This window comes from Methylobacterium sp. Leaf123 (genome assembly GCF_001423405.1).
In the GTDB taxonomy this organism is placed as follows: Bacteria; Pseudomonadota; Alphaproteobacteria; order Rhizobiales; family Beijerinckiaceae; genus Methylobacterium.
The window spans coordinates 108526-133019 of sequence record NZ_LMNS01000001.1; the positions used below are offsets into that span (position 1 = coordinate 108526).

A 24494-nucleotide genomic window follows, 5' to 3' on the forward strand; every position below is an offset into this window, starting at 1 on the left:
GCCCCCGATGAATTCGCTTCCCGAGGTCGTTTCGTGAGCGCGCCGGATCTGAAGCGGGCGGCGGCTGAGCGCGCAATCCCCCTGGTCGAGGACGGGATGCGCCTCGGCATCGGCACGGGCAGCACGGCCGCGGCCTTCATCACGCTGCTGGGTGAGCGCGTGCGCGCGGGCCTCAAAGTCACCGGTGTGCCGACCTCGGAGGCGACCCGCATCGCCTGCGAGCGCGAGGGTATCCCGCTCGCCACGCTCGAAGACCTGCCCGAACTTGATCTCACCATCGACGGGGCCGACGAGGTTGACGGCAATCTTCGCCTCATCAAGGGCGGCGGCGCCGCGCTGCTGCGCGAAAAGATCGTCGCGGTGGCCAGCCGCCGCATGGTGGTGATCGCCGACGCCTCCAAGCACGTCGAGACGCTGGGCGCCTTTCCGCTGCCGGTGGAGGTGAACCTGTTCGGCATCGGCGCCACCACCCGCGCCGTCGAGGCGGCGGTGGCGGGTGCCGGCTGCACGGGCGCGATCCTGCGCCGCCACGACGCCTCCGGTGCGCCCCTTCTCACGGACGGCGGCCACGCCATCCTCGACCTGCGGCTCGGCCGCATTCCCGATCCGGAGGCTCTGTCCGCGCGGCTCTGGGCGGTGCCCGGCGTGGTCGAGCACGGCCTGTTCCTCGGCATCGCCGACGCGGCCATCCTCGCCGCGGCCGAAGGTGACGCGGCCGTCGTCAGCGTTCTCGGCCGCCTCTGACGCCCGGCCGCCGCCTTTCTCTTCTTCGGAGCTTCTCCCGCATGGTTCTCCGTCTCGCTGCCCTGGGTGGCCCCTTCCTCGCGGCCCTGCTGTCGCAGGCCGTCCTCGCACCGGCGGCGCTCGCGCAGCAGCCCGCCGCCAAGCCCCCGGCCGCTTCCGCGAAGCCGACGGCGAAGCCCGGCGCGGCCCCGCCGCCGGCCCCCGCGCCGGAGCCCGATCTCAGCGCTGCCCATCTCGCGCTCGCCCGCGAGGTGATGCTGAGTTCCGGCATCGCCCGCTCCTTCGACTCGATCATCCCGACCATGGCCGAACAGATCCGCAAGAACGCGGTGACGCGGCCCGACCTCGCCAAGGATCTGGACGAGGTGCTGAAGGGTCTCGATTCGGAGATGGAGCTGCAGAAGCAGCGGCTCATCACCATCGCCGCGCGGATCTATGCCAAGCGCCTGAACGAGACCGAGCTGAAGGACATCGTCACCTTCTTCCGCTCGCCCGCGGGCAAGCGCTACGTCGAGACCCAGCCGCAGATCCTCGATGACATGGTCGGCGCCATGCAGGATTGGACCCAGGAAGTCTCGGAATACATCATGGTCCGCACCCGCGCCGAGATGGGCAAGCGCGGCCACCAGCTCCAGTGAGCGCCGGCCCTCGAGCATCCTCCCGAAAGGTGGTTGCCGGCTTTCGGAAGAACGATGACGCAGAAGCAAATGCCTAGAGCATCGTCCTGGATCGGGTATCCAGAACGATGCTCTAGCGCGGCGCCGCGCCTGTTTGCGGCCGGCGCCGTCGCCTTGGCGCTGGTGGCGCCGCTGATGGCGCTCGCCAACCGATCGAGCCCACTCGTCGTCGGCATCGCCGCGCTGCTGTTCCTCGTGGGCGCCGTCGCCGAGCGCGGCGGGCGCGCTGCCGCCGAATTGATCGCCCCCTTACGCTCCCCGCTCGGCCTCGCTGCGCTCGCCTTCCTCGGTTGGTGCCTCGTCTCGCTGGCCTGGACCCCGTTTCCCACGCTTTTGGGCCGGGTGCTGTCCGAATTCCTGCCGACACTCGCCGCCGCGGCGATTCTCGCCCGGCTCGCGCCGGCCCGGCTGCCGCCCTGGGCGCTGCCGCTGGGCGCTGGCCTGCTCGCCGCCGCCTGCCTTTTCATCGCGGGAAGCCTCGCCCTCGGGCTGGCGCCGCAGGCCTGGCTCGGGCAGCGCGTGGCCCTGTTCATGTTCAACCGCCCGCTGCTGACTTTGCTGCTGCTGGCCGGGCCCATCGCCGCCTTCCTTGCGCTCCGCAGCCATCGCCTCGCCGCTGGGATTCTGCTCGGGGTGGTGGCGCTGGCGATCCTGCGCTCGATCAGCGGCGCGGCGATGCTCGGATTGCTCGCGGGCGCCGTGATGTTCGGGGTCGGCCGCCTGTTCCCCAAACCCGTGGCCCTGGCGCTCGCGGCGCTGACCCTCGGGTTCGCCTTCGCCCTCGCTCCGGTCGAGGGCGACATCCTCCACCGGCTGATGCCGGAGGCGGCGCATGAACGGCTGACGCAGTCGTCCTCGCGGGCGCGGGTCGCCATTGCCCAGAGCTTCGGTGCTGCGGTCGCCCAGGCCCCGTGGATCGGCTCGGGCTACGGCATGGGCCTGCGCTTTGCCGAGGTGCCGGCGGCGCAAGCACTCGAACCGGAAATGCGGGCGATGCTGGCCGTCGGCCACCCACATAACAGCTTCCTCCAGATCTGGGCCGAACTCGGCTTCGTCGGCGCCGCACTCGCGGCTTTGGTCGCCTTCCTGGCCCTGCGGGCGGCGGCGGGTCTGCCGCGGCTTCTGTTTGCCACGGCGCTCGGATTGCTGGGCGCGGCGGTGGCGGTGATGTTCGTCGAGCACGGCGCGTGGCAGGGATGGTGGACGGCGGGCCTCGGGGCCGCCATCACATGGCTGCGGGCGGCGGCTTGCGCACGGCCGGCACACGAGAGCGAAAACGCGCGCGCATGAGCGAGACCGAGATGAGCGAGTCCAAGATGGGTGAGCCTTGCGACGTCGACCTGTTCGTGATCGGCGGCGGTTCGGGCGGGGTGCGGGCGGCCCGCATCGCTGCCGGCCACGGCGCTCGGGTGATGCTGGCCGAGGAATACCGCGTCGGCGGCACCTGCGTGATCCGCGGCTGCGTGCCGAAGAAGCTGATGGTCTATGCCGGCCGCTTCACCGACGAGTTCGAGGACGCCGCCGGTTTCGGCTGGCACCTTGAGACGCCGCGCTTCGACTGGGCCGCGCTCAAGCGCTCCCGCGACGCCGAGGTCGCGCGGCTCGAAGGCATCTACGGACGCAACCTCGCGGGCGCGGGCGTCGAGGTCGTGGCCGACCGCGCGGTGATCGAGGATCCGCACACGGTGCGCCTCGTTCACGCCGACCGCACGATCCGGGCCCGTTACATCCTGATCGCGACCGGCGCGACGCCGGTGCGCGAGCCGCTGATCCCCGGCGCCGAACTCGCGATCGATTCGAACGGCGTGTTTGAGCTAGAGACCCAGCCCGAGCGCATCCTCGTGGTCGGCGGCGGCTACATCGCCGTGGAGTTCGCAGGCGTCTTTGCCAGCCTCGGCTCCAAGACGACGCTGCTCCACCGCGGAAAGAGCCTGCTGCGCGGCTTCGATCCCGAGATCGCCGACGCGCTCGGCGAGGCTTATGCCAAGCGGATGGATCTGCGCCTGGAGCAGACCGTCGAGCGCCTCGATCGCGACGGATCGGCCATCCGCGCCACCCTCAACGGGGGCGAGAGCCTCACCGTCGATTGCGTGCTGGTGGCCACCGGCCGGCGCCCGAACGTGGCCGGGCTCGGGCTGGAGCGGGTCGGGATCGAGCTCGATGAACGGGGCGCGATCCCCGTCGAGGCGGATTCGCGCACCCGGGTGCCGTCGATCTACGCCGTCGGCGACGTGAACGGCCGCGCGGCGCTGACCCCCGTGGCGATCCGCGAGGGCCACGCCTTCGCCGACACCGTGTTTGGCAACAAGCCCTGGTGCGTCGATCACCGCCTGATCGCCACCGCCGTGTTCTCGACGCCGGAGATCGGCGTGATCGGCCACAACGAGGACGTGGCCCGGCGCTGCTACGGGGACATCGACGTCTACAAGGCGAGCTTCCGCCCGATGAAGGCGACGCTCTCGGGCCGCGACGAGCGGGTGATCATGAAGGTGCTGGTGGACCGCGCCAGCGACCGGGTGGTCGGCGTCCACGTGCTGGGGACGGATGCCGGGGAGATCATCCAGGCCATCGGTATCGCCGTCACCATGGGCGCGACCAAGGCCGATTTCGACCGCACCATCGCCGTGCATCCGACGCTCGGCGAGGAGCTGGTGACGATGCGGACGCCCCATGTGGTGAAGCACCCGGTGGGCGTGGGGTAGCCTACTCCGCCGCCGGCAGGCTCAGCGAGAGCAGCCGCGCCGTGCGCGCCCGGCTGCCGGTGTTCGGGTCGGCGCTCGGCTCGAAGGCACGGCGGCCGTCGTCGAGGGCGCCGTTCACCGCGTCGATGGCAAGGATCAGCGCGGAGATCATCCGCGAATCGATGCTGCGCTCGCGGGCTTGGCGCACCACGTCGGCGATCAGCGCGTCGGTTTCACGGGTGAGCGCGTCGAGTGCGGCCGCCGATTGCGCCTCGCGGGCCTCGGCCAGGATGTCGAGCAGACGGTCGAGGACGATGTCGATGCGCTCGCGCCGCTTGCGGGCGAGGCGCTGGCCGATCCAGGCCACGCCCGAGCCCAGCGTGCCGCCGAAGAAGGCGAAGAGGTAGATCCAGTCCTCGTAGCGATCGAGGAAAGTCTGCTGCTCGCGCTCGAAATAATCCACCGCGCCGGGATGGTTGGGAAGCTGCGCGCTCGTGGCCGTGACGGTGGTGTCGTAATCCGGCGGCTTCATCTGGTGGGCGATCGGGGCGGCGGCTGCGAGGCGCGAGCGCCACTCGAACAGGTGCTGCACCACGGAGGCCACGGCGACGCGGCTCACCGCACCGCGGGCCATCAGCCGGTAGGAGACGCCGACCGTCTCGACATCCTCCTCCGGGCGCTTGGGCCGTCCGCCGAAGGTGCCCGCCGAAAGGGTGACGGCCTGGAGCGTCGGCATGCGCTGCACGATCGCCTTCCCGTCCGGCACGCTGACGAGGGTCACCTTGCGCTCCGGCGCGGCCGCCTCGACCGCCCGCAGCATCGCCTGGGCCGGCTTGGCGGTGGGGGAGGCGATGATCGCCACCGCATCGACCCGCTTGCCTTCCAGCGCCGCGGTGATCTCGGTGGCCTTGAGCGGCACGAGGCCGATGCGGCCCGCCGCCAGCGCGTCGCTGCCGAGCGCCTCGGCTTCCGCGGCCGCCTTGAAGTCGTAGAAGTCGAGCAGGCTTGTCAGAACCGGCAGGTCGGCCTCGTGGCGCGTGACGACCCCGAGGCGCCGGGTCGAGAGATCCGAAAAACTCTCGATCCCGTTGGCTTCGGGGGCCGCAATGATCAGCGCCTCGTCGTGGAGGATGGCCAGCGTCAGGCCGTTATCCGGCAGCTTCACATCGGGCCGCACCACGGCGAGGTCGGCACGGCCCTGCTCCAGGGCGGCGGCGCTGTCGCGCACGTCGTCGAAGGGCGCGACCTTCAGGCGCACGTCCTCGTGATTGCGGGTCAGCGCCCGCGCATAGGTTTCGATCAGCCCCGCTTCGACACCGTCGCGCGGGCCGACCGCCACCGTGAGCAGCGTGGGGCGTGATAGGGTGACGACGAGGCCGGCCACGGCTGCGAACCCGAGGGCCAGCAGCACGTAGAGCCATTCGCGCCTCATGAGCGTGGCCACCATGCGGCGGCGGAGCCCTCGAAATCGCGTGCGATCCATCCAAGATTCATGAATCGAAAACCTGTCCGGATCGTGAAGAACGAATGAATCCGCGAACCGTTTCAAGCCGACGTGATGGCCCGACCGATGGGCGACGCGAAGCAAGGCCCGAGCCGCCGGTCACCGCCGCCTGGCTGGAACGGGTGACGACGCATTATCTCGACCGCTACGGCGCCTCGTCCGAGATGCTGCGTCGGGTGCTCGCCCGCCGCATCGAGCGCCGCTGCCGCTCCCGCGACGAGGATGCGAGCGCGCATGCCGGGCTGATCGAGGAGACGGTCGCCCGCGCGCAGCGGGCCGGGCTCGTGGACGACGCGCGCTTCGCCGCCGCCCGCCTGCGCGGCCTGAGGCGGCGCGGTACGTCGACCCGGCAGGCGCAGGCGCGGCTCGCCGCCAAGGGGATCGACCGGGAGACGATCGCGGCGACCCTCGCCGAGGAGGACGAGGCGGCCGGGACACAAGAGGGCGAGGCCGATACGGAAGAAAAGGCGGCCGTTGCTTATGCCCGCCGCCGCCGCCTCGGCCCCTATCGCCGGCCGGAAACCCGCGAGGCCAACCGCGAGCGCGACCTCGCCGCCATGGCGCGGGCGGGGTTTTCCTACGCGCTCGCCAAGGCCGTGCTCGCCGGCCAGGCAGACGAAGACGCGACATCCGACAACCAAGAGTGAGGGCTTCCCCCTCGACATGCCCGTTTCCCGCTCCACGTCGGAGGCCACGCGGATCGCTTCCGCTTGAAGACGACGAGGACGATACATGACCGACCGCCACGCGAGCGCCCATTGGGAAGGCGACGGCAAGACCGGCAAGGGCACGATCACGACGCAGTCCGGCGTGCTCTCGGAGAATCCCTACGGTTTCAACACCCGCTTCGAGAACGAGCCCGGCACCAATCCGGAGGAGCTGATCGCGGCGGCGCATGCGAGCTGCTTCACCATGGCGCTCGCCTTCCAGCTCCAATCGGCCGGCCTCAAGGCGACGTCGCTGGACACCAAGGCGGTCGTCACGCTCGTGAAGGACGGCGACGGCTTCAAGGTCACGAAGTCGGCCCTCACCCTCAAGGCGGTGATCCCCGGCATTGATCAGGCGAAGTTCGACGAACTCGCCGGCAATGCCGAGAAGGGCTGCCCGATCTCAAAGGTGCTCAACGCCGAGATCACCCTCGACAAGACGCTGAGCCCAAGCTGAGTCATCTTGGCCCTCTCGCCGCGTCGCGCGGTGGGAGGGCGCTTTTCCGGTGCGCGGGCTAACGCGCCGCATTGATCCCGGCGCGTGGGCGTTCATCTTCCGTTCGATGGACGAGAAGCTCGCGCGCAAGCTGCGCATCCTCGCGGATGCCGCCAAATACGACGCCTCCTGCGCGTCCTCCGGGGCGCCCAAGCGCAAGGCCGGCGCGGACGGGCTCGGCTCGACCACGGGCGCCGGCATCTGCCACGCCTACACGCCGGACGGGCGCTGCGTGTCGCTGCTCAAGATCCTGCTGACCAATTACTGCCTGTTCGACTGCGCCTATTGCGTGAACCGGCGCTCCTCGAACGTCGCCCGCGCGCGCTTCTCGGTCGAGGAGGTCGTGACGCTGACGATCGAGTTCTACAAGCGCAACTACATCGAGGGGCTGTTCCTCTCGTCGGGCATCATCCGCTCGCCCGACTACACGATGGAGATGCTGACCCGCGTCGCCAAGAAGCTCCGGCGCGAGCACGGCTTTCGCGGCTACATCCACCTCAAGTCGATCCCCGAGGCGAGCCCTTGGCTGATCGAGGAGGCGGGCCTCTACGCCGACCGGCTCTCAATCAACCTCGAACTGCCGACCGAGGCGAGCCTGAACCGCCTCGCGCCGGAGAAGGATGGGGCGGCGATCGAGAGCGCGATGGGCCAGATCGGCGAGCGCATTATTCAGGCCAAGGAAGAGCGGCGCCGCTTCTCGCCGGCCGGGCAATCGACGCAGGTGATCGTCGGGGCCGATGCCACCACCGACGAGGCGATGATCCGCAAATCCGCTTTGCTCTACGGCACCTATGGGCTCAAACGCGTCTACTACTCGGCCTTCAGCCCGATCCCCGACGCCTCCGCCGCCCTGCCACCGCAGGCGCCGCCGCTGCGGCGCGAGCACCGGCTGTATCAGGCCGATTGGCTGATCCGGTATTACGAGTTCTCCCCCGACGACGTGGCCGGGGCCTCCGAGGACGGCATGCTCGCCCTCGACATCGACCCCAAGCTCGCCTGGGCGCTCAAGAACCGCCACCGCTTTCCCGTCGATGTGAACCGCGCCGACCGCGAGATGCTGCTGCGGGTGCCGGGGCTCGGGGCACGGGCGGTCGATGCCATCATCAAGGCCCGCCGCCACGGCCGCCTGCGCCTCGACGACGTCGCCCGGCTGAGTTCGGGGCTGAAGCGGGCGCGGCCCTTCCTCATCGCCGAGGATTTCCGGCCGACGACGCTGACCGACCGGCTCGATCTGCGGGCGAAGCTTGCGGAGCCGGCTGAGCAGTTGAGCCTGTTCTGATGGGCAAGCCCGCACAAAACCCTCCCCCCTCTGCGGGGGAGGGTGCCCGCGGAGCGGGCGGGAGAGGGGCTGGCTCAGGTCCTTCCGGAAGCGGCGCTCCCCTCTCCCGACCCCTGCTGACGCAGGGGCCACCCTCCCCCGCAGAGGGGGGAGGGCATTTTTGCGGCGGCATCCACGTCGTCAGTCTCGCCCCCGGTGCGGATCTCTCAGGCTTTCGCGCGGCGGCCCGCCGCTTGATCGCGGCCGAGATCCCGCCCGAAAACGTCGTCTGGCAGACCGAAGCCCCGAGCCTGTTCGGCGCCGAGACCGCCCCCGTGGACGGCCCGCCGCTCCGGCTCCCCCGCGCGGTGACCGAGCTGATCCCGATGGTGGTGCCCCACCGCGATCCCGAGCGCTACGGCCTGCTCTACGCCCTGCTCTGGCGCGTCCTGCATGGTGAGCGGGCGATGATGGAGGTGTTGAGCGATCCGCTCGTCCACCGGCTGCACCGGATGCGCAAGGCGATCGGCCGCGACCTGCACAAGATGCACGCCTTCCTGCGCTTCCGCCGGATGCCGGGGGAGGGGCCCGAGCGCTTCGTGGCGTGGTTCGAGCCCGACCATCACATCCTGGAAGCCGCCGCGCCCTTCTTCGTCGATCGCTTCCGCGCGCTGACATGGTCGATCCTGACCCCGGAGGGTTCGGCGCATTGGGACGGCGCGCTCCGCTTCGGCCCGTCCGGCCGCCGGGAGGACGTGCCCGAGGGCGACGGCTTCGAGGCCGGCTGGCGCGACTATTACGAGAGCACCTTCAATCCCGCTCGGCTCAACCTCGACGCCATGCGCGCCGAGATGCCCCGCAAGTACTGGCGGAACATGCCGGAAACGGCGGCGATTCCCGCCCTCGTGCGGGCCGCGAGCGCCCGCGCGCAGGCGATGATCGAGAAGGAGCCGACGATGCCGGCCAAGCGCGACCCCGTCCGCGCCGTGGCGAAGATGGCCAAGGACGAGCCGGACTCGCTGGACGCCCTCAACGCGATCATCGCCCGCTCCGAACCGCTGGTGCCCGGTGCCACCCAGGCCGTTCTCGGCGAGGGGCCGGTCGGCGCGCGGATCGTCTTCGTCGGCGAGCAGCCGGGCGATCAGGAAGACCGCCAGGGCCGGCCCTTCGTCGGGCCGGCGGGGCAGCTTCTCTCCCGCGCGCTGGAAGAGGCGGGGATCGACCGGCGCGAGGCCTACCTCACGAATGCCGTCAAGCATTTCAAGTTTACGCTGCGCGGCAAGCGCCGCATCCACGAGAAGCCGACCGCGGGCGAGGTGAGCCATTATCGCTGGTGGCTCGAGAAGGAGCTGGACTTCGTCGCCCCCAAACTCGTCGTGGCTTTGGGGGCCACCGCGGTGCTATCGCTGACGGGCAAGTCAATCCCGATCACCCGCGCCCGCGGTCCCGCCGATTTCGCGCGGCCCTTCGCGGGCTTCATCACGGTCCACCCCTCTTACCTGCTGCGCCTGCCCGACGAGGCGAAAGAGGCCGCCTATCAAGTCTTCGTCGAAGACCTGAGGCGGGCAAACGCCCTGGCGGCGTGAGGCGAGCGTTTCGGCCGGGAGAAGCCGTGACGCTGAAGAACGATCAATTGTAAGCAAGCCCAAACATCATCGATCAAGGTCGAAACAAAACCCGCCATCCCGCGGATATCCCGGCAGCGCGCGCAAGCATTCGCGCAGGCCCGAAAAGAATCCTTGGGAGAGATCCGATGAGAGCCCTCGTCTGGCACGGCACCCAGGACATCCGCTGCGACACCGTTCCCGATCCCGAGATCGAAGACGATCGCGACGCGATCATCAAGGTCACGGCCTGCGCGATCTGCGGCTCGGACCTTCATCTCTACGATCACGTCATCCCGGCGATGAAGAAGGGTGACATCCTTGGCCACGAATTCATGGGCGAGGTGGTCGAGACCGGCCGCGGCCTGAACGGCACGCTGAAGAAGGGCGAGCGGGTGGTGATCCCGTTCATCATCACCTGCGGCGAGTGCGACCAGTGCAAGCGCGGCTTCTTCTCGGTCTGCGAGCGCACGAACCGCAACCGGAATCTAGCCGACAAGGCGTTCGGCCATGGCACCGCCGGCCTGTTCGGCTACTCGCATCTGACCGGCGGCTATGCCGGCGGGCAGGCCGAGTATGTCCGCGTGCCGTTTGCCGACCGCACGCATATCAAGGTGCCGGATTCGCTCACCGACGAGCAGGTGCTGTTCCTCGGCGACATCTTCCCCACCGGCTGGCAGGCGGCGGTGCAGGCCGACATTCAGCCGACCGATACGGTGGCGATCTGGGGCGCCGGCCCGGTCGGGCAGATGGCGATCCGCTCGGCGATCCTGCTCGGCGCCAAACAAGTGATCTGTATCGACAGCGTGCCCGAACGCCTCGAGATGGCGCGCGCCGGCGGCGCCATCGTCATCGACAACACCCATGAGAGCCCGGTCGAGCGCCTGAACGAGCTGACCCAGGGCAAGGGGCCGGAGAAGTGCATTGATGCGGTCGGCATGGAGGCGCATTCGCCCCGCGCCGTCGAGCAGGTCTACGATCGGGTGAAGCAGGCGATGATGCTGGAGAGCGATCGCGGCTCGGTGCTGCGGGAGATGATCTATGTCTGCCGTCCCGCCGGCATCCTCTCGGTCCCCGGCGTCTATGGCGGCCTCGTCGACAAGATGCCGATGGGCGCATTGATGAACAAAGGCCTGACCCTCCGCGCCGGCCAGACCCATGTGAACCGCTGGAGCGACGACCTCGTCCGGAGGATCGAGGAGGGCCAGATCGATCCCTCGTTCGTCATCACCCACCGAGCCGGGTTGGAACAAGGCCCCGAGCTGTACCGGACGTTCCGGGACAAGAAGGACAATTGCATCAAGGTCGTGCTGCGGCCCTGACGACGGACCCGATTCAAACTCGAAAGCGGAGGTGTCATGGCCCGCGACAGCGACGGATCGAAGAGCGGCGCGCTCGCCCGGATCGCGCCGGATTCTCGAAGGCGACCCGACCCCGCGACGGAAGGGCTCGCCCAGGGGCTCGGCTGGTTCTCTCTCGGTCTCGGCGCCGCCGAGATCTTTGGCGGCGCGGCGATCGCCCGCTGGCTCGGCAAGCCGGAGCTGACCCCCGTCATCCAAGCCTATGGCGTGCGCGAGATCGTCACCGGCGTCGGCATCCTCGGCACGACGGATCCGACGCCCTGGATCTGGGGGCGGGTCGGGGGTGATGCCGTCGACATCGCCACAGTGTTGCCGGCCCTGGAGGAGACCAACCCGCGACGAGGCAACGCGATGATTGCGCTCATGGCGCTGGCCGGGGTCACCGCCCTCGATCTGGTCTGCGCCCGCAACCTGTCGGAGGCGCCGCTCCGTCCCTCGCGCCGGGTCCGCAGCGATTACGGCCGCCGCAGCGGCTTCCCGGAATCGCCCGAGGCGATGCGCGGCCGAGCCCGCGATTTCGAGCCGCCGCTCGACATCGTCGGGCCGCAGGCGATGCGGGCTTGGACGTCGGCCGAGGCGTAAGACGCAGAGGCGGCGTAAGAGCCGTCGCCGCGCCGGTGTCGCGTCACGCCGCGAGGCGCTCCCGGTCCGCGCGGTAGCTGAGGATCAGGTGTTCCGGGATCATGCCGGCAGCCACCGCCACGGCGATCGCGCGCGGACGGGCGATGCGCTTGGGCTCGACCACGATTTCGTGCGCGATCTCGGACACGCGTTCCGGGACAATCTCCGGCTCCGGCGAGGGCGCCACGAGCTGGGCCGGGATCGACACCGAGGCGGCGGTCCGGTCGGCCATGAACTGCGCCATGATCGCGTCAGCGAGGCCGGCGAGCACGATCTCGGCCGAATCCGGCACGATCGCCGCGTCCGGCCCGGCCGAGACCACCGTCGCGCCGATCCGGTCTTCCGGCCGGGGCGCCAGCGGCCACGCGGTGGAGGCGTCGGGTAGACTCGGCTCGGGCGCCGCGAAGGCCGAAGACAGGACGAGGATTTCGGACGGCGCGGTCGCGACGGCTTCCACCGGCGTCGGTGCGGTGAGCAGGATGGGCTCCTCGCCCGTTTCCCGCGCCTGCGCCTGAGCCTGTTCATGCGCCAGGATGCGGGCCTCGTCGCGGGCCGCTTCGGCCTCGAAGCGGGCGAGCAGCGCCATCAGGCCGCGCGCCTCGGTGAAGGGTAGGGTCTCGCAGGCGGTCAGCGCCGCCTCGATCATCGAGCGGGCGAGACGCGGCCCGTCGATGCCGTTGCGGCCGTCATCGGAATCGCGCCACACGGTCAGCGCCGCGCGCACCGCCGGCAGCAGCAGGTCGGGCAAGCCGGCGCGGCGGTGCAGGGCTGAAAAGCCCGCCCCGTGCGGCTCGCGCATCAGCCCAGCGACGCGGGCGCGGCTGAGGCCGCTCAATTCGGCGAACGCCATCTCCGCGAAGGGCAGGCGCAGGGAGAGAACCGCCCGCAGCATCAGCCCGGCAGTGAGCTGCTCCTGCACCCGCAGATGCGCGACGAGCCGGGCGAGCCCCGTTTCCCCGGCCTCGTCGCTGAGCGCAAGGGCGGCGGCGTCGCGGGCTTCGCGGGCGGTCCGAGTGCCGCGCTCGGAACTGATCCAGCCGGCATCCTGGCCCAGGCGCGAGAGCTGCTCGGCGATCAGGGTGACGATGGCGTGGCGCACCTCGATGGCGAGATCGGTGCGCGCGAGCAGGGCTTGGCGCAAGGCCGCGTCGTCGCCGTGCCGCTCGACCATCCGCAGCAAAGCGGCGGTGCCGATCGCGGCGAGGGGATTGTTGGCCAGGGCGATGAGCGAGGGCGCGCCCCCCACCTCCGCCAGCGCGGCGGCAACCGGCTTCGACAGGTCGAGCCGCCCGGCCACGGCGGTGCGGGTTTCCTCGCAGCCCATCGCCACGCAATCCACGAGGTCGGCATCCATCAGCACGGGCGAGCGCGCCAGCACGAGGCAGGCGATGTCCGGCTGGTCGGAGGCGAGCGCCACGATCAGCGGGCGCGGCGCCTGATCCGAATCGGCGCAGGCCTGCGCCAGCGCCCGGCGCACCGCCGCGGCGGGGTCGTCGAGCAGGGCGAGCAGGGTCGTCTTGGCTTCCCAGGCCGCCTCCGGCCCCAGCGTGCCCTGGAGGTAGCTGCTCGCCAGCGCGCCCGCGGCTTCGGCGCGCCGCTCGGCGGATGCGTTCTGGGTGAGGGTGAGGAACTGGCGGAGAATCATGAGCCGCTCCTGAGCCGGAAGGCGGAGGGATCGAACAGCGAGTTTTTCGCAGTGGTGGCGGGCGGCCGGTCCGGAGTCGGGCCGGCCATGAAGGTGGTGGTCGCGGCCGCCGTCGCCGTCAGTCCGGCGGGCCGGCGCGGCGGAAGCGGCACGACGATGGGCTCCGCGGTGGCTGCGGTTTCCGCCACGGCCGTGCCCGTCGTCGTGACGGCGCTCGGCGCGGCCGTGCTCTCGCTCTCGTTCCAGGCGTCGGAGCGCGGAAAGTAAGTCGGGCCGGTGCGCTCCGCGGTGCTCGCGGCGGCGCGGTTCTGCCAGAGCTTGGCCACGCCCTCCGAGACCGCGCCCTGGCGCCGGTCGGTCTGGAACAGCGAGCGCAGGCCGCCCTCCAGCGAGGCGTAGGCGGTCGGCGGGTTCGCCTCGGCCGCGGCGGTCGCGACCGGGGTCGCCACGCCGGAGGTGGTCTGGCTCAACACTCCGTAGAGTTCGGAGGCGCTGCGCGGGCGCCCGGCGCGGTCGTAGAACAGGCTGCGGTTGGCCGCGGCTGCCTCCGGCAGGTCGAGGGCGGCGGGCCGCGATGGGTTCGCCTGCGCCGAGGCGATCAAGGCGCTCGCGCCCTTCGCCCCGAGGACGTGGGCGGCGTAGAGATCGCCCGCATTCGGCTCGCGCCCGAGCGCCGCGCTCAGCGCCTCGCCGTTGCGCTGGGTCAGCGCGCCCGCCATCGCCGCCGAGATCTTGGGATCGCGGCGCAGGTCGAGGATCGCCTGCCGCGCCGCCGGGTCCGCCACGGAGTAGCGGCCATCCGCGCCCGACGAGATCGCGTCGGCGTAGGAGGCGAGGCCGAGCTTGGGCCCGGCATTCTTCATGACGCCGAGCCAGGTCTGCTCGATGAACTGGAACAGGCCGGTCGCCGTCGAGGTGCTGGCCTTGGCCGAGGGGTTGAGGCTCGATTCGCGCTGAGCCGTGGCGAGCAGGTAGTCGAAGCCGACGCCGCTCGTCTGCGCCCCTTCGCGGATCGCATCGACGACCTCGCCGCTCGCCGCGGCGGCCCGCGCCGGGGCGGCGGTCTCGCGGGTGGCGACGGGAGAATTGGTGAACAGGAACATGACGTGTCCCGCCGGGACCGTCACTCGGTCCCGCGAGACCCGACTTTCCTGCGCATATGGTAAAGGAAGCTTGAATGTGGCCGCTTCCGGCGCGTCGCTTTGCGAGAAAAGCGTAGGTTTTCCGCCCGCTTGGGCAGAAAGGCCGCCATCGAATTCGCTCCGACCCATCGAAGACCGCATGCGCCCCGCCTCGACCCATCCTGAGCCTGACGCGCCGCGCCGCGCGATCACCATCACCGACGCGGCATCGGCCTATGTGGCTCTGGCGGCGGGCGCGGATGCGCTGGTGTTCGAGGCCGCGCTTCCGCCGGGGCTCATGGCGGATCTGCGGGCGCGCCGGCCGGATCTGACGCTCTACGCCGCGCACGACGGGGCCGACGATTCCGGCCTCGACGCGCTGATCGTGCAGAGGCCGGACGGTGTGCTGCTGCGCAATGCGCGCACCGGCCGGGACGTGGCCGCCCTCGGGGGCCGGCTCGCCGTCTGCGAGGCGCAGGCCGGGCTGCCCGACGGCGTGACCGTGATCCTGGCCGCGATCGGCCATCCCCTTGGCGTGCTCGACGCGCGCAGCTTTGCCGGAGCGAGCCCGCGGCTGGCCGGCCTCGGCCTCGACGGGACGGCGATTCCGGCGGGCCTTCGTGCGCCAGCCGCGCTCGCCCAGGCCCGCAGCCTTGTTCGCCTCGCCGCGTCGGCGGCGGGTGTCGCCGCCTTCGACATGCTGACAGCGGGCGAGGATTGCTCACCCGAGCGGCTTGCGGCGGCGCGGCAGGACGGCTTCGAGTGGGTCGTGGTCGCTGCCTCGGGAAGCGTCGCAGGCTGATCGCGCGACGGGGCCGGGTGAGGCATCCCTCGGCCGCAAGCGGGACAGAAGAGGTGGCTATGTTCACTGTCTACGGTGATCGCAAGTCGGGCAATTGCCTGAAGGTGGCCTGGGTTGCGGCGCATCTCGGGATCGCTCTCGATTGGCGCGAGCTCGACATCCTGAAGGGCGAGACGCGCACGCCGGACTTCCTCGCCCTCAACCCGGACGGGCGCGTGCCGACCCTCGTGCTGGAGGACGGGCGCAGCCTCGCCGAGTCGAACGCGATCATCGGCTATCTCGCCCGCGATTCCGCGCTGATCCCGGCGGACGCCTTCGCGCAGGCGAAGATACGGCAATGGCTGTTCTGGGAGCAGTACAGCCACGAGCCCTACATCGCCGTGCGCCGCTTCCAGCTTCTCTATCTCGGCCGGTCCGAGGCCGAGCTGGAACCGAAGCTGTTCGAGCGGGGCCACGCCGCGCTCGCGCTGATGGAGGGCGCCCTAGCCGAGCGGCCGTTCCTCGTCGGCTCTCACCTGAGCCTCGCCGACGTGGCCCTCGTGGCTTACACCCGCCTCGCCCACGAGGGCGGCTTCGATCTCGTGCCCTATCCGGCCTTGCGGGCCTGGATCGCCCGCGTCGAGGCCGGGCTCGGCATTGCCGGTTGAAGCCTCGTTCCGAGAGCCGGCCACCTGTTTTTGAAAACAACGATGCTCCCGGCATCGAAACCCCGTCGGCTTGCCGACCCACCACGTCCTCGAACGGGATCAAGCCATGGCATCAGGGAACCGCGCCGCCCCGGCATTGGCAGCACTCCTGGTCGGCGTGACCCTCGCCACTCCCGCCCGAAGCGCCCTGCCGCCCTCTTGGCAGCGCTTCCATGAGCTTCAGAAGGTTCTGGAAGTCGCCGCCAAGGCTTTGGAAGGTCACCCGATCGACGTGGTCGAGCGTCTGGACACCGACCGTTTCCTCGTGCGCGCCGGCCCGTGCCGCCTGGAGGTGCGGATCGTCGATCACCCGCGGGCGTATCCAGGCCCAAGGATGTTCGACGCGATCCCCGGTGAGCCGGATTGTTCGTGAGCCTCCGGCGGGGGCGGCGATCGCCGGTGCGCTCTGCTAACCGAAGCCTGGCCGCTTGCTTCGGATTAAAACCGTTCCATTTCGCGGGGGTGGCCCCTGTCCCATGTCGCGACATGCCCCGAGAGGAATGAATGGTGGTCTCACGATACGGACGTGCCCTGGCTGCGGGCGTCGCGCTGGCTCTCGTCTGCGGCCTTCCGGCCCGAGCGCAGGACAGCTCGACGGCCGAGCAGACGATCGACGTCATGAACAAGCTATTCGGCAAGCATCCCGGCAAGCGGGCCAACCACGCCAAGGGGGTCGTCGCCGAGGGCAGCTTCACCCCCTCCGCCGACGCCGCGAAGATCAGCAAGGCGTCCCTGTTCGCCGGGCCGGAAGTGCCGGTGACGATCCGCTTTTCGGATGCGACCGGTGTGCCGACGATCGCCGATGGCGCCGCCAACGCCAATCCGCACGGCATGTCGCTCAAGTTCAAGCTCAGCGACGGCGCCGACATGGACGTCGTCGTGAACTCGCTGGCCTACTTCCCCGTCGCCACGGGCGAGGAGTTCCGCGACTTGCTGACGGCGGTGTCCCAGAGCGGGCCGGACGCGCAGAAGCCGACGGCGCTGGAGCGCTTCGTCGCCACGCACCCCGCCGCCGCCACGGCGGGGTCCACGGCCAAGACCCCGTCGAGCTTCGCCCGGCAGATCTATAACGGCGTCAACGCCTTCATCTTCGTCGATAAGGACGGCAAGCGGCAGCCGTTCCGCTTCCGCTTCGTGCCGGTCCAGGGCGAGGAGATTTTACCCGCCCCGGAAGCGGCCAAGCGGGAGCCGAACTACCTCATGGACGAGATCGGCCCGCGCGTCGCCAAGGAGCCGGCGAAGTTCCGGGTGCTGGCGCAGCTCGCAGAGGCGGGCGACCCCACCAACGATGCCACGAAGCCGTGGCCGGAGAGCCGCAAGACCGTCGATCTCGGCACGCTGACGGTCACCAAGGTCGTGCCGGACAGCGCCGAGGCCGAGAAGGCGCTGCTGTTCATGCCGAACGCGCTCACCGACGGCATCGAGGTCTCGGATGATCCGCTGATCGATGCGCGCGTCCAGGCCTACGCCGTGTCGTTCGGCCGGCGCGCGCAATAGGTGATGCGTGGCCGGGGTCGCTCCGCCTAGCGGGCGGTCCCGGCGGCCGGAGCCGAGGATCCGGCGGGCCGCGGCGCATCCGACGCACCGGTGCGGGCCCCGTCCTTCGTAGCGCCCGAGCCGGTCAGTCCACCCGCACCCACGCTGCCCGTGGAGGGGCCGGCCTGATTCCGGTCCTGTGCCGGGGGCGGGGACGCGGCCCGTTTGTCCTCAGTTGCCGCAGCGCTGCCGGCGAGACAGGCGAGCAGCGCCGTACCGAGGCACATTCCGCGTCCAGACAGTCCCATCATGCGTTCGCTCCCGAATGCGGCAGGTCGTCGGTGCCGTTCTGCGGGACCAACCGCAGGCGCTCGGCCCTGTTCCGGAAAGCGCGGTGCTGAGGTCGGGGCGCGGGTGCTGCACTTGACGGATCAGACAGCAATCACGCGGATTACGAGCTTACCCCGCGTTCAAGCGCCTTTCGGCCGCCGCAGCTCGAACCGGTTCTCGGGCTCGGTGGTGAAATAATCGAAATAGCCGCCGCGCAGGATCGGGCGCATGGCGCCGGTATCGACCCGGCCATCCTTCACGAAGCGGTCGTCCACGTAGATCGAGACCACCTGCCCGATCACCATGAAGTTCGCGGGCTCACCACCGCCGAGCGGCACAAGCGGCACGGTCTGAAGCCATTTGCACTCGATCGCCGCGGGCGATTCCGCGACGCGGGGCGGGCGCACCCGGCGCGACGGCGCGGGGGTCAGCCCGGCAAAGCCGAACTCGCTCTCGCCCCGGGCCAGCGGCGCCGAGGTGGCGTTGACCGCCTCGCGCAGATCGAAGGTGGCGAGGCTGCACACGAACTCGCCGCCCTCTTCCGCGAAGGTCATCGCGTCCTTGCGGCCCGAGGAGGAGAACATCACCATGTCGGGCTCGCCGCCGACCGCGTTGAAGAACGAGTAGGGCGCGAGGTTCACCCGGCCCGCCCGGTCCATGGCGCTGATCCAGCCGATCGGGCGCGGGGCGACGATGGCTTTCAGCGGGTTGTGCGGCAGGCTGGGCGTCTCGGCTTCGTAATGCATGGGGCAACCCTCAAAGCCGCGTGACGATCTGGGCGAGGTCCGGCCGCGGCCGGTCGGAAGGCACTTCGCGGGCGCGGCCGATATGGATGAAGCCGGCGATGCGCTCGGCCGGGTCGAGACCCAGGGCATCGAGCACCCGGCGGTCATAGGCGAACCACTCGGTGAGCCAGGCGGAGGCGTAGCCCGCGGCGTTGGCTGCCACCACGAGGTTCATGCAGACGGCGCCGACTGAGAGCACCTGCTCCCATTCGGGGATTTTGACATGCGGCCCGGCGCGGGAGACGACAGCCACCACCGTCGGCGCATGGGCGAGGCGCTGCCGCTCCTGGGCGCGCCGCTTCTCGTCGGCCTGCGGAAAATCGGCCAGGAAGGTCCGCTCGAGGATCGCGCCGACGCGCTCGCGCGCCTCGCCCTCGATCACGAGGAAGCGCCAGGGGGCCAGCTTGCCATGGTCGGGCACCCGCGCCGCAATGGTCAGCCAGCCGTCGAGTTCTTCCGGCGACGGGCCGGGCCCGTCGAGCAGCATCGGCGGCACCGAGCGGCGGGTGCGCAGCAGGTCGAGGGTGCCGGCCTGCGCGGGGTCTCGAAGCTCGGTCATGGACAATCCGCGTGCGGGGGCTGAAGGATGGGCGACGCTCACTGACCGACCGCCATGCCGCCGCCACGGTCGGGTTTCAAGAGCGCGCGGGTGCATCACGAGCGCAACGAGGGCCAAGATGGCCCCGGACGGCGCGGACAGAAGGATCGAGGGACGATGGGACGCGGGTCCGCAGGCTGCCGAATCGTCGCCTCGGTCAGTGCCTTGGTCGGTGTCTTGGCCGCGCTCCTCGCGATCCCGCCCGCCGCCGCGCAGGCCCCGACGCCGTTCGGGCCGGGCCTGCCCTCGCCGGGCGTCACCGGCCCGGTTTTGCCCCCGCCCGCGGCAGAGGGCGAGGCGGATCTCACGCTCTCGGCGGTCTTCGTCGGCGCGAACGGGCCGATCCGCTCCGGCCTGACCTGGCGCGTCTACGGGGAGAACGGGGACGGCGCCCGCCCGGCCATCGTCGCCCGCTCGAACGATTCCGCTCCGACCTTCAAGCTCGCGGCCGGCGCCTACGTCGCCACCGTCACCTACGGCTATGCCAGTGCCTCGAAGCGGATCACCATGGCGGGCACCGCCAACACGGATCAACTCCGCGTCGCCGCGGGCGCGCTCAAGCTGTCGGGGGCGGTCGGCGACCAGAAGATTCCGGGCAACCAGCTCGGCTTCTCGGTCTATGTGCCGATCGGGACGAATTCGGAAGGCCGCCTCGTGCGCAGCGGCATCAAGGCCGGCGAGATCGTGCGGTTGCCCGAGGGCACCTACCATGTCGTGTCGAGCTACGGCGATTCGAACGCGATTCAGCGCGCCGACCTCCGGGTCGAGAACGGCAAGGTCACCGACGCGACCATGAACCACCGCGCCGCGACCGTGACCTTGAAGCTCGTGGCCGCCCCCGGCTCCGAGGCCTTCGCCGGCACCGCCTTCAGCGTGTTGACGCCGGGCGGCGACACGATCCGCGAGGCGATCGGCGCCTTCCCCTCGGTGACGCTGGCGGAGGGCGACTACGTTCTCATCGCCCGCCATGACGGGCAGGTCTTCACCCGCGAGTTCAAGGTGGAGAGCGGCATGGACCGCGACATCGAAGTCGTGGCCAAAGGAAGCTGAGCCCGATGCGCCTGCGCAAGACTGGGCTTAGCAAGACCGCGCTTGCGGCCCTCCTGATCCTGTCCGGTGCGGCTGCGGCGGGCGCTCAGACGGTCGTGGACGGCTCGGAGACCGATATCGGAGCGGAGGCGGCGCGGACCGCGCTGAGCCTGATTGCGCGGCAGATGCACGACCCCGAGGCGAAGGTCGCCGACCTGCGGATCGGCCGGGCCGGGGCCTTGTGCGGCACGGTCGATGTGCGCAACCGCATGGGCGCCTATACCGGCCCCCGGCCGTTCGTGGCGGACCTCTCCGAACCCTTCCTCGGGCGTCTGCCCGAAGGGCCGGAGCTGCGCAGCCCGGGCTCCATGGCGGCGTTCAAGGCCATGGAGCGGGCGAAGGCGCTGTTCGAGGCGAACTGTACCACCGGCTGATCGCCTGTTTTGCGAGTTAGGTCAGCCGGTTATCGGATCAAATCCGCGCGTCCGGCCGATGTCCTCGTCCTGAGGTGCCGAAGCGAAGCGGAGGCCTCGAAGGAGGGCTCCGGAAAGGCGCTGCGATCCCTGGAGCCCGCCTTCGAGGCCGCTCCGCGACACCTCAGGATGAGGTGAGGTTCTGGAGAAACCAGTCGAACGGGCGCTCAGGCGAACGGCACGATCAGCGGCAGGGCGAGCGCGGCCCCGGCGGCCAGGACGATGGCATCGCGCAGGCGCCGTCCGATCCAGGCGCGGGCGCCGGGATGCTGGGCGTGGGTGTCTTCCGAAAACGTCATGGTCTGTCTCCCGTTTGCTTCGATGGCCCCGATATGACGGCGCCGCCGCTTTCCCGACAGGGACGGATGCGGTACGATTTCGAGGAACTGTCCGGGACAAGTTCTGGTACAGTTCGGAGGGACAGTCATGACGGCGGCGGTGACGGTCGCGGAACCCGTCCTCACGCGGGTCGAGACGGTGATGCGCGCCATCGAGGCGCAGATCGAGGGCCGGGCGCTCGGCCCCGGCGCCCGGCTGCCCTCGGTGCGGGGCCTTGCCGAGAGCATGCAGGTCTCGAAATCGACCGTGGTCGAGGCCTATGACCGGTTGGCGGCGCGCGGCGCCATCGCCTCGCGGCCGGGCTCGGGCTTCTTCGTCTCCGCGCGCGCCGAGCCGCTCTGCCTCACCGCGATCGGACCGCGGCTCGACCGGGCGGTCGATCCGGTCTGGATCACCCGGCAATCGCTCGAAGCGCGGCCGGACTCCTTAAGGCCCGGCTGCGGCTGGCTCCCGCCGGACTGGCTGCCGGAGGCGGAGCTGCGCCGGGCCCTGCGCCAGGTTGCCCGCCAGAGCGCGGCGGTGATGTTCTACGATACGCCGCAGGGCCACGCGCCCCTGCGCCAGCAACTCGCGCTACGGCTGACCGAGCGCGGCATCCGCGCCCATCCCGACCAGCTCGTGCTGACCGATTCCGTCACCCACGCCCTCGACCTGATCATTCGCTTCCTCGCCGAGCCCGGTGACACGGTGCTGCTCGACGATCCCTGCTACTTCTCGTTCCAGGCTCTCGCCCGCGCCCACCGCCTCACCATGGTCGGCGTGCCGTTCGGGCCGGACGGGCCGGATCTGGCTGCCTTCGAGCAGGCGCTGATCGAGCATAAGCCCCGATTCTACATCACCAATTCGGGTCTCCAGAACCCGACCGGCGCCACCTTGAGCCCGGTCGTTGTCCACCGCATCCTGCGGCTGGCCGAGATGCACGGCACGCTCATCGTCGAGGACGACGCCTATGCCGATTTCGAGGCGGAGCCGGGCCCGCGCCTGGCCGGCTTCGACGGGCTCGACCGGGTGATCCATGTCGGCGGCTTCTCGAAGACGATCTCGACCGGCGCCCGCGTCGGCGCCATCGCGATCCGCGACGACTGGGTCGAGCGCCTCGTCGATCTCAAGCTCGCGGTCTCGCTCAGCGACAACCACCTCACCGCGGCGACCCTCCACCGCTTCCTCGCCGAGGGCAGCTACCGCCACCATGTCGATGCCATGCGCACCCGGCTCGCGGAGGCCCGCGGCACGGTGGTGCGGCGGCTCGCGGAGGTCGGCGTCACCGTGCCCTTCGTGCCGACGGGGGGCATGTTCCTCTGGGCGCGCCTGCCCGACGGCCTCGACGCGACCGAGATCTCCCGCCGGGCGCTCGCCCGCGGCGTGGTGCTGGCGCCGGGCAACGTCTTCACGCTGAGCCAGGACGCCGCCGGCGCCATGCGCTTCAACGTGGCGCAATGCGCCGACCCGCGGGTTTTTTCCGAACTGGCGCGGGCGATGGAGGGGTGAGACGCCCCACCCCGCCTCGCCTTACGGCGCCGGAAGCTCGACGTGCTGGCCGTCGAGCACCGCGTCGGTGCTCGGATGGCTCTCCGCGGCGGCGTCCGCCCGGCGGCGATCCGGGGAGGTCGCCTCCTCGATGAAGGCGGCGAGTGCCGCATCGAGCGCCATCGTGGTGGTCTTCTGGCTGCCCATGCGGCGCACCGAGACCGTGCGCTCCTCCGCCTCGCGGCGGCCGAGGGCCAGCAGCACCGGCACCTTGGCCAGCGAGTGCTCGCGGACCTTGTAGTTGATCTTCTCGTTGCGCAGGTCGGCTTCCACCCGCAGCCCGGCGCGCTCCAGAACCCGCACCACCTCGCGGGCGTAAGGGTCGGCGTCGCTGGTGATCGTGGCCACCACCACCTGCACCGGCGCGAGCCAGAGCGGGAAATGCCCGGCGAAATGCTCGATCAGGATGCCGGTGAAGCGCTCCATCGAGCCGCAGATGGCGCGGTGGATCATCACCGGCGGCTTCTTCTGGCTGTCGGCGTCGATGTAGCTCGCGTCGAACCGCTCCGGCAGGTTGAAGTCGACCTGCGTGGTGCCGCATTGCCAGTCGCGGCCGATGGCGTCGCGCAGGACGTACTCGAATTTCGGCCCGTAGAACGCGCCCTCGCCGGGATTGACCGCGGTCTTGATCCGCCCGCCCGACTGCTCTTCGATCTGCGCCAGCACCTGCGTCATCACCGCTTCGGCGTGGTCCCACAGGGCGTCGGAGCCGACGCGCTTCTCCGGCCGCGTCGAGAGCTTCACCAGAATCTGGTCGAAACCGAAATCGGCGTAGGTCGAGAGGATCAGGTCGTTGATCTTCAGGCACTCGGCGGCGAGCTGGTCCTCGGTGCAGAAGATATGCGCGTCGTCCTGGGTGAAGCCGCGCACCCGCATCAGGCCGTGCATCGCGCCCGACGGCTCGTAGCGGTGGACGACGCCGAACTCGGCCATCCGCAGCGGCAGGTCGCGATACGATTTCAGCCCGTGCTTGAAGATCTGCACGTGGCCGGGGCAGTTCATGGGCTTGAGGGCAAACCAGCGCTTGTCCTCGGCCTCCTCGCCGGCGGATTGGGCCGCGAACATGTTCTCGCGGTACCAGCCCCAGTGGCCGGAGGTCTCCCACAGCGACTTGTCGAGGATCTGCGGCGCGTTCACCTCGGCGTAGTCGCCCTTCAGGCGGCGGCGCATATAGGCGATCAGCTCCTGGAAGATCGTCCAGCCCTTGGCGTGCCAGAACACGACGCCCGGCCCTTCTTCCTGGAAGTGGAAGAGGTCCATCTCCTTGCCGAGCCGGCGGTGATCGCGGCGCTCGGCCTCTTCCAGCCGGTGCAGGTAGGCGTCGAGATCGGCTTGGGTTGCCCAGGCGGTGCCGTAGATGCGCGTCAGCATCGGGTTGTTGGAATCGCCCCGCCAATAGGCGCCCGCGACCTTCATCAGCTTGAAGGCCGCGCCGACCTTGCCCGTCGAGGTCATGTGCGGTCCGCGGCAGAGGTCGAACCACTCGCCCTGGCGGTAGATCTTCAGATCCTCGCCCGGCGGGATCGCATCGACCAGCTCGACCTTGTAGGTCTCGCCCTTCTCGGCGAAGAGCGCCTTCACGTCGTCGCGCTTCCAGACTTCCTTGGTGAAGGGCGCGTCGCGCGCGATGATCTCGCGCATCTTCGCTTCGATCTTCGGGAAGTCCTCGGGCGTGAACGGCTCGTCCTTGGCGAAGTCGTAGTAGAAGCCGTTCTCGATGACCGGGCCGATCGTCACCTGCGTGCCGGGCCAGAGCGCCTGCACGGCTTCCGCCAGTACGTGCGCGCAATCGTGGCGGATCAGTTCGAGCGCCCGCGCATCATCGCGAAAAATGAACTCGATCGCGGTGTCGCGCTCGATCGTGTCGTCGAGGTCGCAGACCGTGCCGTCGAGCGCCATGGCGACCGTGCGCTTGGCGAGCGACTTGGCGATGCCCTCCACCACGGTCCGACCGGTCACCGCGGCGTCGTACGCGCGGGTGTTGCCGTCGGGGAAGGTCAGGATGGGCATGATGGGACCGTGTTTTTTGC

At 70.2% G+C, this 24494-nt stretch carries 24 protein-coding genes; 17 read left to right on the forward strand and 7 right to left on the reverse strand.

Annotated features, from left to right (window positions below; translation table 11 throughout):
* Positions 1-33 precede the first annotated feature (33 nt).
* From rpiA to gorA, 4 genes are read left to right on the forward strand one after another with little or no spacing between them, the layout of a single operon-like run.
* The gene (gene rpiA, locus ASF53_RS00515) at positions 34-744 is read left to right on the forward strand and encodes a ribose-5-phosphate isomerase RpiA (protein ID WP_056192218.1); all 711 of its coding nucleotides are present in this window, start codon (positions 34-36) and stop codon (positions 742-744) included.
* Positions 745-785: 41 nt separating this feature from the next.
* The gene (locus ASF53_RS00520; RefSeq protein WP_056192220.1) at positions 786-1382 is read left to right on the forward strand and encodes a DUF2059 domain-containing protein; all 597 of its coding nucleotides are present in this window, start codon (positions 786-788) and stop codon (positions 1380-1382) included.
* A gap of 54 nt (positions 1383-1436) precedes the next feature.
* A complete protein-coding gene (locus tag ASF53_RS00525) occupies positions 1437-2711 on the forward strand; it encodes an O-antigen ligase family protein (RefSeq protein WP_200943146.1) in 1275 nt (424 codons plus the stop codon).
* A gap of 26 nt (positions 2712-2737) precedes the next feature.
* Complete coding sequence (gene gorA, locus ASF53_RS00530) at positions 2738-4123, forward strand: glutathione-disulfide reductase (protein ID WP_502690549.1); 1386 nt, start codon at positions 2738-2740, stop codon at positions 4121-4123.
* A gap of 1 nt (position 4124) precedes the next feature.
* On the opposite strand, the gene ASF53_RS00535 is transcribed toward gorA, so the two are convergent.
* A complete protein-coding gene (locus ASF53_RS00535) occupies positions 4125-5534 on the reverse strand; it encodes a TAXI family TRAP transporter solute-binding subunit (RefSeq protein WP_056193765.1) in 1410 nt (469 codons plus the stop codon).
* Positions 5535-5629: 95 nt separating this feature from the next.
* Here ASF53_RS00535 and ASF53_RS00540 point away from each other — a divergent pair, with 95 nt between their 5' ends.
* The 6 genes from ASF53_RS00540 to ASF53_RS00565 all read left to right on the forward strand — a co-directional run bounded on the left by ASF53_RS00540 (position 5630) and on the right by ASF53_RS00565 (position 11614).
* Complete coding sequence (locus tag ASF53_RS00540; RefSeq protein WP_056192223.1) at positions 5630-6253, forward strand: RecX family transcriptional regulator; 624 nt, start codon at positions 5630-5632, stop codon at positions 6251-6253.
* Positions 6254-6338: 85 nt separating this feature from the next.
* Positions 6339-6770: an OsmC family protein gene (locus ASF53_RS00545; RefSeq protein WP_056192226.1), complete on the forward strand. Its 432-nt coding sequence runs from the start codon at positions 6339-6341 to the stop codon at positions 6768-6770.
* 106 nt (positions 6771-6876) lie between these two features.
* Positions 6877-8088, forward strand: coding sequence for a putative DNA modification/repair radical SAM protein (locus ASF53_RS00550; protein WP_056192228.1), 1212 nt, complete (start codon positions 6877-6879; stop codon positions 8086-8088).
* 113 nt (positions 8089-8201) lie between these two features.
* Positions 8202-9653, forward strand: coding sequence for a UdgX family uracil-DNA binding protein (locus tag ASF53_RS00555; protein WP_200943157.1), 1452 nt, complete (start codon positions 8202-8204; stop codon positions 9651-9653).
* Between the two features lie 167 nt (positions 9654-9820).
* Entirely contained in the window at positions 9821-10993 is a 1173-nt protein-coding gene (locus ASF53_RS00560) for a zinc-dependent alcohol dehydrogenase (RefSeq protein WP_056192231.1), read from the forward strand.
* 36 nt (positions 10994-11029) lie between these two features.
* Positions 11030-11614 carry a hypothetical protein gene (locus tag ASF53_RS00565; RefSeq protein ID WP_056192233.1) on the forward strand — a complete coding sequence of 195 codons (585 nt, stop codon included), beginning with the start codon at positions 11030-11032 and terminating at the stop codon, positions 11612-11614.
* A gap of 43 nt (positions 11615-11657) precedes the next feature.
* Here ASF53_RS00565 and ASF53_RS00570 read toward each other — a convergent pair whose 3' ends face one another.
* Both ASF53_RS00570 and ASF53_RS00575 read right to left on the reverse strand, forming a co-directional pair.
* Entirely contained in the window at positions 11658-13298 is a 1641-nt protein-coding gene (locus ASF53_RS00570; protein ID WP_056192236.1) for a DUF2336 domain-containing protein, read from the reverse strand.
* Positions 13295-14401 (reverse strand): transglycosylase SLT domain-containing protein, encoded by a 1107-nt coding sequence (locus ASF53_RS00575; RefSeq protein ID WP_056192239.1) that lies wholly within the window; start codon positions 14399-14401, stop codon positions 13295-13297. Before ASF53_RS00575 ends, ASF53_RS00570 begins: the two co-directional genes overlap by 4 nt.
* A gap of 178 nt (positions 14402-14579) precedes the next feature.
* Here ASF53_RS00575 and ASF53_RS00580 point away from each other — a divergent pair, with 178 nt between their 5' ends.
* From ASF53_RS00580 to ASF53_RS00595, 4 genes are all read left to right on the forward strand, one after another.
* Positions 14580-15221: an aldolase/citrate lyase/malate synthase family protein gene (locus tag ASF53_RS00580; RefSeq protein ID WP_056192242.1), complete on the forward strand. Its 642-nt coding sequence runs from the start codon at positions 14580-14582 to the stop codon at positions 15219-15221.
* 59 nt (positions 15222-15280) lie between these two features.
* Positions 15281-15868: a glutathione S-transferase family protein gene (locus tag ASF53_RS00585; protein ID WP_056192245.1), complete on the forward strand. Its 588-nt coding sequence runs from the start codon at positions 15281-15283 to the stop codon at positions 15866-15868.
* Positions 15869-15974: 106 nt separating this feature from the next.
* Positions 15975-16280 (forward strand): hypothetical protein, encoded by a 306-nt coding sequence (locus ASF53_RS24600; RefSeq protein ID WP_082482267.1) that lies wholly within the window; start codon positions 15975-15977, stop codon positions 16278-16280.
* Positions 16281-16411: 131 nt separating this feature from the next.
* On the forward strand, positions 16412-17404 hold the full coding sequence (locus tag ASF53_RS00595; protein ID WP_056192251.1) for a catalase family peroxidase: 993 nt from the start codon (positions 16412-16414) through the stop codon (positions 17402-17404).
* 449 nt (positions 17405-17853) lie between these two features.
* Here ASF53_RS00595 and ASF53_RS00600 read toward each other — a convergent pair whose 3' ends face one another.
* Both ASF53_RS00600 and ASF53_RS00605 read right to left on the reverse strand, forming a co-directional pair.
* On the reverse strand, positions 17854-18459 hold the full coding sequence (locus ASF53_RS00600; RefSeq protein WP_056192255.1) for a flavin reductase family protein: 606 nt from the start codon (positions 18457-18459) through the stop codon (positions 17854-17856).
* A 10-nt stretch (positions 18460-18469) separates the two neighbouring features.
* Complete coding sequence (locus ASF53_RS00605; RefSeq protein WP_056192258.1) at positions 18470-19057, reverse strand: nitroreductase family protein; 588 nt, start codon at positions 19055-19057, stop codon at positions 18470-18472.
* Between the two features lie 156 nt (positions 19058-19213).
* Here ASF53_RS00605 and ASF53_RS00610 point away from each other — a divergent pair, with 156 nt between their 5' ends.
* Positions 19214-20146, forward strand: coding sequence for an RgsD C-terminal domain-containing protein (locus tag ASF53_RS00610; protein WP_056192261.1), 933 nt, complete (start codon positions 19214-19216; stop codon positions 20144-20146).
* Between the two features lie 5 nt (positions 20147-20151).
* The gene (locus tag ASF53_RS00615) at positions 20152-20559 is read left to right on the forward strand and encodes a hypothetical protein (protein ID WP_056192264.1); all 408 of its coding nucleotides are present in this window, start codon (positions 20152-20154) and stop codon (positions 20557-20559) included.
* 206 nt (positions 20560-20765) lie between these two features.
* Here ASF53_RS00615 and ASF53_RS26475 read toward each other — a convergent pair whose 3' ends face one another.
* Positions 20766-20897, reverse strand: a complete 132-nt coding sequence (locus tag ASF53_RS26475; protein ID WP_286134030.1) for a hypothetical protein — start codon at positions 20895-20897, stop codon at positions 20766-20768.
* A 127-nt stretch (positions 20898-21024) separates the two neighbouring features.
* On the opposite strand from ASF53_RS26475, the gene ASF53_RS00620 reads away from it, so the two are divergent.
* Positions 21025-22425 carry an aminotransferase-like domain-containing protein gene (locus tag ASF53_RS00620; RefSeq protein WP_056192268.1) on the forward strand — a complete coding sequence of 467 codons (1401 nt, stop codon included), beginning with the start codon at positions 21025-21027 and terminating at the stop codon, positions 22423-22425.
* Between the two features lie 21 nt (positions 22426-22446).
* On the opposite strand, the gene thrS is transcribed toward ASF53_RS00620, so the two are convergent.
* Positions 22447-24474 (reverse strand): threonine--tRNA ligase, encoded by a 2028-nt coding sequence (gene thrS, locus ASF53_RS00625; protein ID WP_056192271.1) that lies wholly within the window; start codon positions 24472-24474, stop codon positions 22447-22449.
* Positions 24475-24494 lie beyond the last annotated feature (20 nt).

What these genes read in the sequence shown, in the direction of transcription:
- ASF53_RS00540 (WP_056192223.1), top strand. Translation starts at nt 5,630, where the DNA reads ATGAATCCGCGAACCGTTTCAAGCCGACGTGATGGCCCGACCGATGGG.
- ASF53_RS24600 (WP_082482267.1), top strand. Translation starts at nt 15,975, where the DNA reads ATGGCATCAGGGAACCGCGCCGCCCCGGCATTGGCAGCACTCCTGGTC.
- ASF53_RS00610 (WP_056192261.1), top strand. Translation starts at nt 19,214, where the DNA reads ATGGGACGCGGGTCCGCAGGCTGCCGAATCGTCGCCTCGGTCAGTGCC.
- ASF53_RS00565 (WP_056192233.1), top strand. Translation starts at nt 11,030, where the DNA reads ATGGCCCGCGACAGCGACGGATCGAAGAGCGGCGCGCTCGCCCGGATC.
- ASF53_RS00615 (WP_056192264.1), top strand. Translation starts at nt 20,152, where the DNA reads ATGCGCCTGCGCAAGACTGGGCTTAGCAAGACCGCGCTTGCGGCCCTC.
- ASF53_RS00545 (WP_056192226.1), top strand. Translation starts at nt 6,339, where the DNA reads ATGACCGACCGCCACGCGAGCGCCCATTGGGAAGGCGACGGCAAGACC.
- ASF53_RS00570 (WP_056192236.1), bottom strand. Translation starts at nt 13,298, where the DNA reads ATGATTCTCCGCCAGTTCCTCACCCTCACCCAGAACGCATCCGCCGAG.
- ASF53_RS00580 (WP_056192242.1), top strand. Translation starts at nt 14,580, where the DNA reads ATGCGCCCCGCCTCGACCCATCCTGAGCCTGACGCGCCGCGCCGCGCG.
- ASF53_RS00575 (WP_056192239.1), bottom strand. Translation starts at nt 14,401, where the DNA reads ATGTTCCTGTTCACCAATTCTCCCGTCGCCACCCGCGAGACCGCCGCC.
- thrS (WP_056192271.1), bottom strand. Translation starts at nt 24,474, where the DNA reads ATGCCCATCCTGACCTTCCCCGACGGCAACACCCGCGCGTACGACGCC.
- ASF53_RS00560 (WP_056192231.1), top strand. Translation starts at nt 9,821, where the DNA reads ATGAGAGCCCTCGTCTGGCACGGCACCCAGGACATCCGCTGCGACACC.
- gorA (WP_502690549.1), top strand. Translation starts at nt 2,738, where the DNA reads ATGGGTGAGCCTTGCGACGTCGACCTGTTCGTGATCGGCGGCGGTTCG.
- ASF53_RS26475 (WP_286134030.1), bottom strand. Translation starts at nt 20,897, where the DNA reads ATGACGTTTTCGGAAGACACCCACGCCCAGCATCCCGGCGCCCGCGCC.
- ASF53_RS00520 (WP_056192220.1), top strand. Translation starts at nt 786, where the DNA reads ATGGTTCTCCGTCTCGCTGCCCTGGGTGGCCCCTTCCTCGCGGCCCTG.
- ASF53_RS00535 (WP_056193765.1), bottom strand. Translation starts at nt 5,534, where the DNA reads ATGAGGCGCGAATGGCTCTACGTGCTGCTGGCCCTCGGGTTCGCAGCC.
- ASF53_RS00595 (WP_056192251.1), top strand. Translation starts at nt 16,412, where the DNA reads ATGGTGGTCTCACGATACGGACGTGCCCTGGCTGCGGGCGTCGCGCTG.
- ASF53_RS00525 (WP_200943146.1), top strand. Translation starts at nt 1,437, where the DNA reads ATGACGCAGAAGCAAATGCCTAGAGCATCGTCCTGGATCGGGTATCCA.
- ASF53_RS00620 (WP_056192268.1), top strand. Translation starts at nt 21,025, where the DNA reads ATGACGGCGGCGGTGACGGTCGCGGAACCCGTCCTCACGCGGGTCGAG.
- ASF53_RS00605 (WP_056192258.1), bottom strand. Translation starts at nt 19,057, where the DNA reads ATGACCGAGCTTCGAGACCCCGCGCAGGCCGGCACCCTCGACCTGCTG.
- ASF53_RS00550 (WP_056192228.1), top strand. Translation starts at nt 6,877, where the DNA reads ATGGACGAGAAGCTCGCGCGCAAGCTGCGCATCCTCGCGGATGCCGCC.
- ASF53_RS00600 (WP_056192255.1), bottom strand. Translation starts at nt 18,459, where the DNA reads ATGCATTACGAAGCCGAGACGCCCAGCCTGCCGCACAACCCGCTGAAA.
- ASF53_RS00585 (WP_056192245.1), top strand. Translation starts at nt 15,281, where the DNA reads ATGTTCACTGTCTACGGTGATCGCAAGTCGGGCAATTGCCTGAAGGTG.